The organism is Pseudomonas sp. MF6776 (assembly GCF_016613125.1).
Lineage (GTDB): Bacteria > Pseudomonadota > Gammaproteobacteria > Pseudomonadales > Pseudomonadaceae > Aquipseudomonas > Aquipseudomonas iridis.
Map to the genome: position 1 here is coordinate 226646 of NZ_JAENSQ010000010.1, position 7487 is coordinate 234132.

The 7487-nt window shown below is 62.9% G+C and carries 3 protein-coding genes; 2 read left to right on the plus strand and 1 reads right to left on the minus strand.

Going from position 1 to position 7487, the window contains the following annotated elements:
- Positions 1-4: 4 nt before the first annotated feature.
- Positions 5-433 carry a type II secretion system major pseudopilin GspG gene (gene gspG / locus JJD74_RS14555; RefSeq protein WP_042558733.1) on the minus strand — a complete coding sequence of 143 codons (429 nt, stop codon included), beginning with the start codon at positions 431-433 and terminating at the stop codon, positions 5-7.
- A 206-nt stretch (positions 434-639) separates the two neighbouring features.
- Between gspG and JJD74_RS14560 the strand changes: the two genes are divergently transcribed.
- Entirely contained in the window at positions 640-1248 is a 609-nt protein-coding gene (locus JJD74_RS14560) for a lytic transglycosylase domain-containing protein (RefSeq protein WP_200614949.1), read from the plus strand.
- Positions 1249-1450: 202 nt separating this feature from the next.
- The gene (gene mnxG / locus JJD74_RS14565) at positions 1451-7285 is read left to right on the plus strand and encodes a manganese-oxidizing multicopper oxidase MnxG (RefSeq protein WP_200614961.1); all 5835 of its coding nucleotides are present in this window, start codon (positions 1451-1453) and stop codon (positions 7283-7285) included.
- Positions 7286-7487 lie beyond the last annotated feature (202 nt).

Below are 7487 nucleotides of genomic sequence, written 5' to 3' on the forward strand. Positions count from 1 at the left end.
CCACTCACTGCCAGTTGGTCACTTCGGCGTTTTCGCCTTCACCGCCGGGTTGGCCATCCTTGCCCATCGACAGCAAGTCGTACTCGCTGTTTTCGCCGGGGTAGCGGTAGGCGTAGCTGCGGCCCCATGGATCCTGCGGAAGTTTTTTCTGCAGGTACGGCCCCGTCCATTTCGCCTCGTCACTCGGCGCAGTCACCAAGGCCTGCAAGCCTTGTTCGGTGGACGGGTAGTGGCCGACTTCCAGGCGATACAGATCCAGTGCCTTGCTCAGGCCTTCGATCTGCGCCTTGGCCACTTTCACTTCCGAGCGGCCAAGTTGAGCGAAGTATTTCGGCGCGACGATCCCGGCCAACAGGCCGAGCACCACCAGCACCACGAGCAATTCGAGCAGGGTGAAACCGCGTTGGGCACGCGGACGAAAATGCAGCTTCATGATGACCTCCCGTGAGTGTCAGTCGAGTCGCCTGAAGGGCCTATGCAATTGCCATGCTCAGGCTCGACAAAAACTCGGTTGATGGCCGCAAGCCCTTGCATTACGGGCCTCTCGCGAGTCGGCACAGTGCTTGCGCATGGCTCAAGCGTGATCGGCCATTGGGGCATTTCCCCCAATTTTTTGGGGTCGGTCCGGGGAGGCCCGACATGAAATTTCTCACTGGCGGATTGCTCGGTTGTGTACTGCTGAGCGGTGCCGCGCAAGCCGATGTATTCATCTCCGTGGACGCCAAGGGCAGCTACGTTCTGTCCAATGTGCATCGTCCCGGACGCACTTACGAACGGGTGATTCACGAGGCGCAAGCGCCGCTGGTCAGCCTCGATCAACAGCCGCAAATGATCGCCAACCAGCCTTACGCGGAGCTGGTCTCGGCGGCGGCCAAGGTCAATCAATTACCTGAAGCGCTGCTGCACGCGGTGATCAACGCCGAGTCGCGTTACAACCCCGGCGCCACCTCACCCAAAGGCGCGGGCGGGCTCATGCAATTGATGCCGGCCACCGCGCGGGAAATGGGTGTGACCGACGTCTACGACCCCAAGGCCAACATCCAGGGCGGGGCCAAATACCTCAAGCGCCTGATGACCCTGTTCGACAACGACATCACCCTCGCCGTGGCGGCTTACAACGCCGGGCCTGATGCAGTGCTCAGCCGTTGCCGGGTGATCCCGCCGTTCGCCGAAACCCAGCGTTACGTGCCCAGCGTTTTGCGCCAGTACCGGCGCTTGCAAGGGCTGGCAGTGGACGCGCCGTTGTAAAGGAAGTCCCCGGTTTCACCCACTATCGGGGCAATCCCGGCAGGCGCGAAAAGTGGGGAATCGGGTGGGGAATATCCCCCGGGCTCTTAAATGGTTTGAGTAGCTCATTGAAAAGCAAAGGATTTTTTTGTGGCACGCGGATTGCTCCAAGGGTTTTGTCGAGAATCGTTCCCTGCGAGCATCCCTTTCGAGGTTTCTGATCATGGCCGGCCTTCATCCCGCTCCGTCCCTCATCAAACTGCTGCTGTTGCTGGCCTCGATGCTTGGCGTCGAAATGGTCAGCGCGGCGGTGCGCTGCGAGCGCAACCTGGTGGCCAACGTCGTGGCGTTCGATCAGCCGCTGATGTTCAACCGCCTCGGCGCGCAGAACGCCAACGGCATGATGTACGCGCTGCGCCGCGACGTGGTCGATGACCATGATGTATCGCTGGCCTTCGGCGGCGCGGCAGTGCCGGGCAAAGTCTCGTTGCGCGCCGACAAGCGTCCACGGCCACTGGTGTTGCGCGTAGCCGCCGGGGATTGCCTGACGATCAATCTGCAGAACCTGCTCGACTATCAGGCCAACCCGAACAAGCACTTCGAAAACGAGGGCGAGGAAGGCGCAGAGGGCGCGCCGAACGCCAATGCCGGCGAACAGTTCAAGGTCGATGAGCAGGTCGCCGACCGCCACGTCGGGTTCCAGGTCAACGGCCTGCAAGCGGTGAACAGCATCGACGACATTTCTTCGTACACCGGCCGCAACGCCAATAGCCTGGTGGTGCCGGGAGCCAGCCGTTCCTATACGTTGTATGCCGAGCGCGAAGGCGCGTTTGCCGTCAGCAGCCGTGGTGCCACCTTCGGTGGCGAGGGCGCGGCGGGTAACGTTGCCAATGGCCTGTTTGGCCAGGTGGTCGTGGTGCCGAAGGGCGGCCGCACTTACCGCAACACGCTGACTGAAGAAGAAATGCGTCTGGCGACTTCGGGGCGCACGCCGGCCGGTCATCCGATCGTCGATTACCAGGCGCGCTACCCGCAGCGCGAACCGTGGCTGCGCGAAGGCAAGGCCGGCACACCGATCATCAATATGGTCGATGGCAACGAAATCATCTCCAGCGAAAGCGATGCCATCGTGATGGGCAGCAACGCTGACGGCAGCTTTCCGGCCAGCACCTATCCGCTGGAGTCGGTGGGCAAACGCAATCCGGCGATCCCCAATCGGCTGGAGCCGTTCCGCGATTTTGCCTCGCAGTTCCAGGACGAAACGGCGGCGACTCAAGCGTTTCCTGCCTACTGGGCCGACCCGGTGATGGCGCATGTGCTGGAGCCGACCCGCGACTCGTTCATGATCAACTACGGCTCCGGCGGCATGGGCGCGGAGGTGGTCGCCAACCGGTTGGGCGTGGGACCGATGCACGACTGCCTGTCCTGCGCCTACGAAGAGTTCTTCCTCAGCTCGCACACCGTCGGTGACGTGGCGATGCTGGTCGACGTACCGGCCAACGCCGGGCTTGAGAACATCGCGCCGGGGCAGATCCCGCGCGCCGATCAGATTGGCGTCAAGGCAACCATGGCGCTGTATCCGTCCGAACCGTCCAACGTCAACCACAGCTACATCGGTGACTTCGTCAAATTCCGCAACACCCATAACGGTCACGAACAGCACATTTTCCACCTGCATGGCCACCAGTGGCTGTTCAATCCCAATGACGACAACTCCGATTACGTCGACGCCCAAGGCATCGGCCCGGGCGCCGGTTACACCTATGAAATCGCCAACGGCGGTTCGGGCAATCGCAATCGGGTAGCCGGTGACGCGATCTATCACTGCCACTTCTACCCGCATTTTGCCCAGGGCATGTGGGCCATGTGGCGCGTGCACGACGTGTTCGAAGAAGGCACTCGCCTGGAAGTTTCGCAGCAAGGTGAAGACGGCTATCACAGCGAACCGTTCGCCTTGCGCAGCGGCAAACCGGCAGCGGGTGCACGCGCCTTGCCGGACGGTGAAATCATTGCCGGCACGCCGATCCCGGCCATTGTGCCACTGCCCGGCAAAGCCATGGCGCCGATGCCCGGCAAAGTGGTGGTGGTGCCGAAAATCGGCGAAACCCTGGTTGCCGGCAACGACGATGACGAAGAAGAGACCGATGACGACGGCGAACATCACGGCGGCAACGCGGCTGGCCAAGCTATCGGTTCGCTGGCGCTGGTGGATCGCAGCGAAGCCAACCGCAACGCTGACGGCACGTTGAAAAACCCTGGCTACCCATTCTGGATCGGCGGCATGGAAAGTTCGGTCGGCCAACGCCCACCCACTCCACCGCTGGACATGCTCGACGCCGCCACCGCACAAGCACTCAAGGCCAGCGGCAAAGCGCTGTGGGCCAACCTCGACCCTGCGCAATCGGGCGGCTGGGATGGCGGTTTGCAGCGCCATACGCTCGACGGCGTAGCTGCCGGTGGTGAGGCGAACACCGTGACCACCTCGCTGGATTTCTCCAAGGAAGTCACCCGCGCCAAGCCGATTTATCTGCCGGAAGAAGGCACCGAAGTCGAGCAGTCGGCGATGGCCTTCCACGCACAAAAAGATCACCCAAGCTTTGCCTTGCTGCCCGGCAACCAAGTGGTCGCGAAGGCCTTTCGTACCAACGGTGCCTTGCCGATGGCGGGCGCGCCGTACTACGAACCGTGCATGGATGATCGGGCCAAACGCCTGACCAGCAGCGCCGGCACCGGTGAATTCAACAGCGGCGAACGCATCGACGGCATGTCTTTCACCGGCGCTTCGACCTTCACCGCCGACCGTCCGCGCATCTACAAAGCGGCGAATATTCAGTTCGACGCGGTGTACAACAAGGTTGGCTATCACTTCCCGCAGGCGCGCATTCTGGCGCTGTGGGAAGACGCGTGGCCGGTGATCACCAAGCAGCGTCCGCCAGAGCCACTGGTGATGCGCATGAACACCTTCGACTGCGTGCAATACCAGCAAACCAACCTGGTGCCGGCCACTTATGAGATGGACGACTATCAGGTGCGCACGCCAACCGACGTGATCGGCCAGCACATTCACCTGCCCAAATGGGACCTGACCTCGGCCGACGGCTCGTCCAATGGCTGGAACTACGAGGATGGCGTGCTCTCGCCGGGTGCCGTGCAGGAGCGCATCCACGCGATCCGCGAGTTCAACCAGTGCGAAGGCACCGACCCGCGCGATGGCACACAGGCGTGCCCAAAAGCCAAGGCGCACCCGTTCTTCGGTCAGTACGGGCGCAGCGACTGGATGGGCGCACGCACGGCGATGCAACGCTGGTTCGTCGACCCGGTGGTCAATGCCAAAGGTGTCGATCGCGGTCTCGGTACCATCTTCACCCACGACCACCTCGGCCCATCGACGCACCAACAGATCGGGCTGTACGCCACCGTGCTCGCGGAACCGGCCGGTTCTACCTGGTTCCACGCCGAAACCGGTGAGCCTCTGTACAGCGGCGCGCGTCAGGACGGCGGGCCGACTTCGTGGCAAGCGGTGATCAACACCGGCGACCTCGACGGCGACGGCAAGAACGACAGCTTCCGCGAGTTCTTCCTCGAATACAGCGACTTCCAGCACGCCTATGAAGCCGGCGTGTATGTGGGCGCCGGGCCGAACGGCGTGCCGAATGCGCAAAGCTTCCCGGCCACGGCCGACAGCTTCCGCTACGCGATCAACCCGCCGGTGCGCAACAACGCCAGCACCTTGCTCGACGGCATAGTGGAAGTGCAGGGCGGTCAGGTCCCGGGCTGCCCGAGCCGGCCGTGCCCGCAGGCAATCTCGGTGGATGACCCAGGCATGTTCGTCGTCAACTATCGCAACGAGCCGCTGGCCCTGCGCGTCTACGACCCGAACAAACTCGGCCCGGACGGCAAGCGCGGCATGCAGGCTGACGGCCTCGGCGGTGATCTTTCGTTCGCCATGCACAGCCGCACTGATCGGGCGATTCCGGCGATGAACCTGGCGCCGAACCTGATCACTTCCGCCACCGGCCCAACCGGCGGCACCACGCTGTTCCCGCCGCACATCAACAAGGGCGGCGCGGAACCTGGCGATCCGTTCACGCCGATGCTGCGCACTTACACCGGCGACAACGTGCGGCTGCGGGTGCATGCCGGCGGTCACGAAGAGGAACATAACGTCACCTTGCACGGCGTGAAGTGGCTGCAAAGCGGTTCCGGCTTCGGCAGCAGCTCCAACTCGGGCTGGCGCGCCTCGCAGATGATCGGGATCTCCGAGCAGATGGGCTTCATTGCGCCCGTGTCGATGCTGTCCAGTTCGGCGGCCACCACCGGGGATTATCTGTACTCGATGGACGCCTCGATCGAAGGCTATTGGAGCGGCATCTGGGGCGTGATGCGCAACTACACTGCGCAGCGCAGTGACCTGTTCGCCTTGCCGAACAATGCTAAACCGACGGGGATGCGTAACACCGTGGCGTTCGACGGCAGTTGCCCACGCATCAGCGCCAACCCGAACGGCATCGGCACCCGGCCGACCGTGCAGCGCAACTATGAAGTAGTCGCGGCACTCGCCAACGACATCCTCGGCAACTCGTTGGGCCTGACCATCGGCGACCCTGAAGGTCTCGGCCAGCATGTTGGCGGGCCATTGAAAGCGGCGGGCGGCACCTTGGTCCTGAACTCGCGGACCGTGAGCATTCCGCAGGTCACGGTGACCGATCCGGAGGATGGCGAAACCATCACCATCGGCGGCCAGAGCGGGCCGTTGCATGATCCGACCGCGATTCTGTATGTGCGCAAATCCGACCTCGACGCGACCACCGGCAAGCTCAAACCCGGTATCCCGGTCGAACCGCTGGTGCTGCGCGCCGCCGCCGGTGACTGCATCAACATCACCCTGGAAAACCGTCTGCCGAGCATGATGCCCGACCTGACCCAGACCGCGGTGATGCAAGGCATGGTCAAACGCGACCGCAACAGCGGCCTCGGCTCGACCACCTTCAGCAACAACCTGATGCGGCCGTCCAGCCACGTTGGTCTGCATGCGCAACTGCTGGCCTATGACATCACCAAATCCGACGGCGTCAACGTCGGCGCCAACCCGATCCAGACCGTGCCACCGCGGGTCGGCAACAGCGGCGCGTACCCGACTCGTACTTATCAGTACTACGCCGGGCACCTGGAGCGTGAAGGCAAACCAGTGACGCAGTTGGGCCGCAGTGTCGACAACATCAACGCCACGGCCATCGAGTTTGGTGGTCTGAATATCACGCCGGCGGACGTGATCAAGCAATCGCAAAAAGGCCTGGGCGGCGCGATGAGCATCCTGCCGATGGGTTCTACCTGGGTCGACGATGCGCGCAAGGCCAATGCCACGGTTACCGCGCCTGGGCAAGCCGTCTACCGCGATTTTGCGATGGTCTGGCACAAGGCGTTGAACACTCGCTGGGCCAATGGCAGGCCGGTGGAGGGCATTGCTGCCGAGGGCTTCGGTGTGCCGACCGATCCGCAGGACAACTCGAGCATGGCCATCAACTACAAGACCGAGCCGATGTGGTATCGCTTTGGCCTCGCCCCGGATGCACCGTTCGGACATGCCGATGGTGCCGGTTATGGCGACATGCTCAACGCACACATGGCCTACAGCAACGCGCTGGTCGGCGGTGATCCGCAAACACCGGTGCTTTACGCCAAACCGGGGCAACCGTTCCGTACGCACATTCTGATGCCAACCGGTGGCAGCCGCGGCAGCACCTTCCAGATGGATGGGCACGTGTGGTCGGTGAACCCGTTCCTGGCCGAGAAGAGTGATGTCGGCGGCTATCCGACGGGGACGCCGGGCGTGGGGTCGGTGCGGTTCGGTTACAACCCGATGTCGATGTACATCGGCGCCCGTGAGAGCGTGCTGCCGGCGGCGCACTTCAGCTCGATGATCCCGAGCGCCGGGGGCAGCAACGCGATACCGGGTGACTACCTGTTCCGCGACTACGGCGCCTACGGCAATACCTCGGGCCTCTGGGGACTATTGCGGGTGACCAACGAGCCAGAACCGGCACCGCCCAGCCAGTAGGTACAACGAAAATAGCCCTCTGGATGCAAATTCCTTGTGGGAGCGAGCCTGCTCGCGAATGGGAGCAACCCGGTTTTTGAGGGTGAGGCTGAAGATGCTTTCGCGAGCAGGCTCGCTCCCACTGGGGGCAGTGGTTGGCATGAGGAAGTGGGATGTATGCAAATTCCTTGTGGGAGCGAGCCTGCTCGCGAATGGGAGCAAC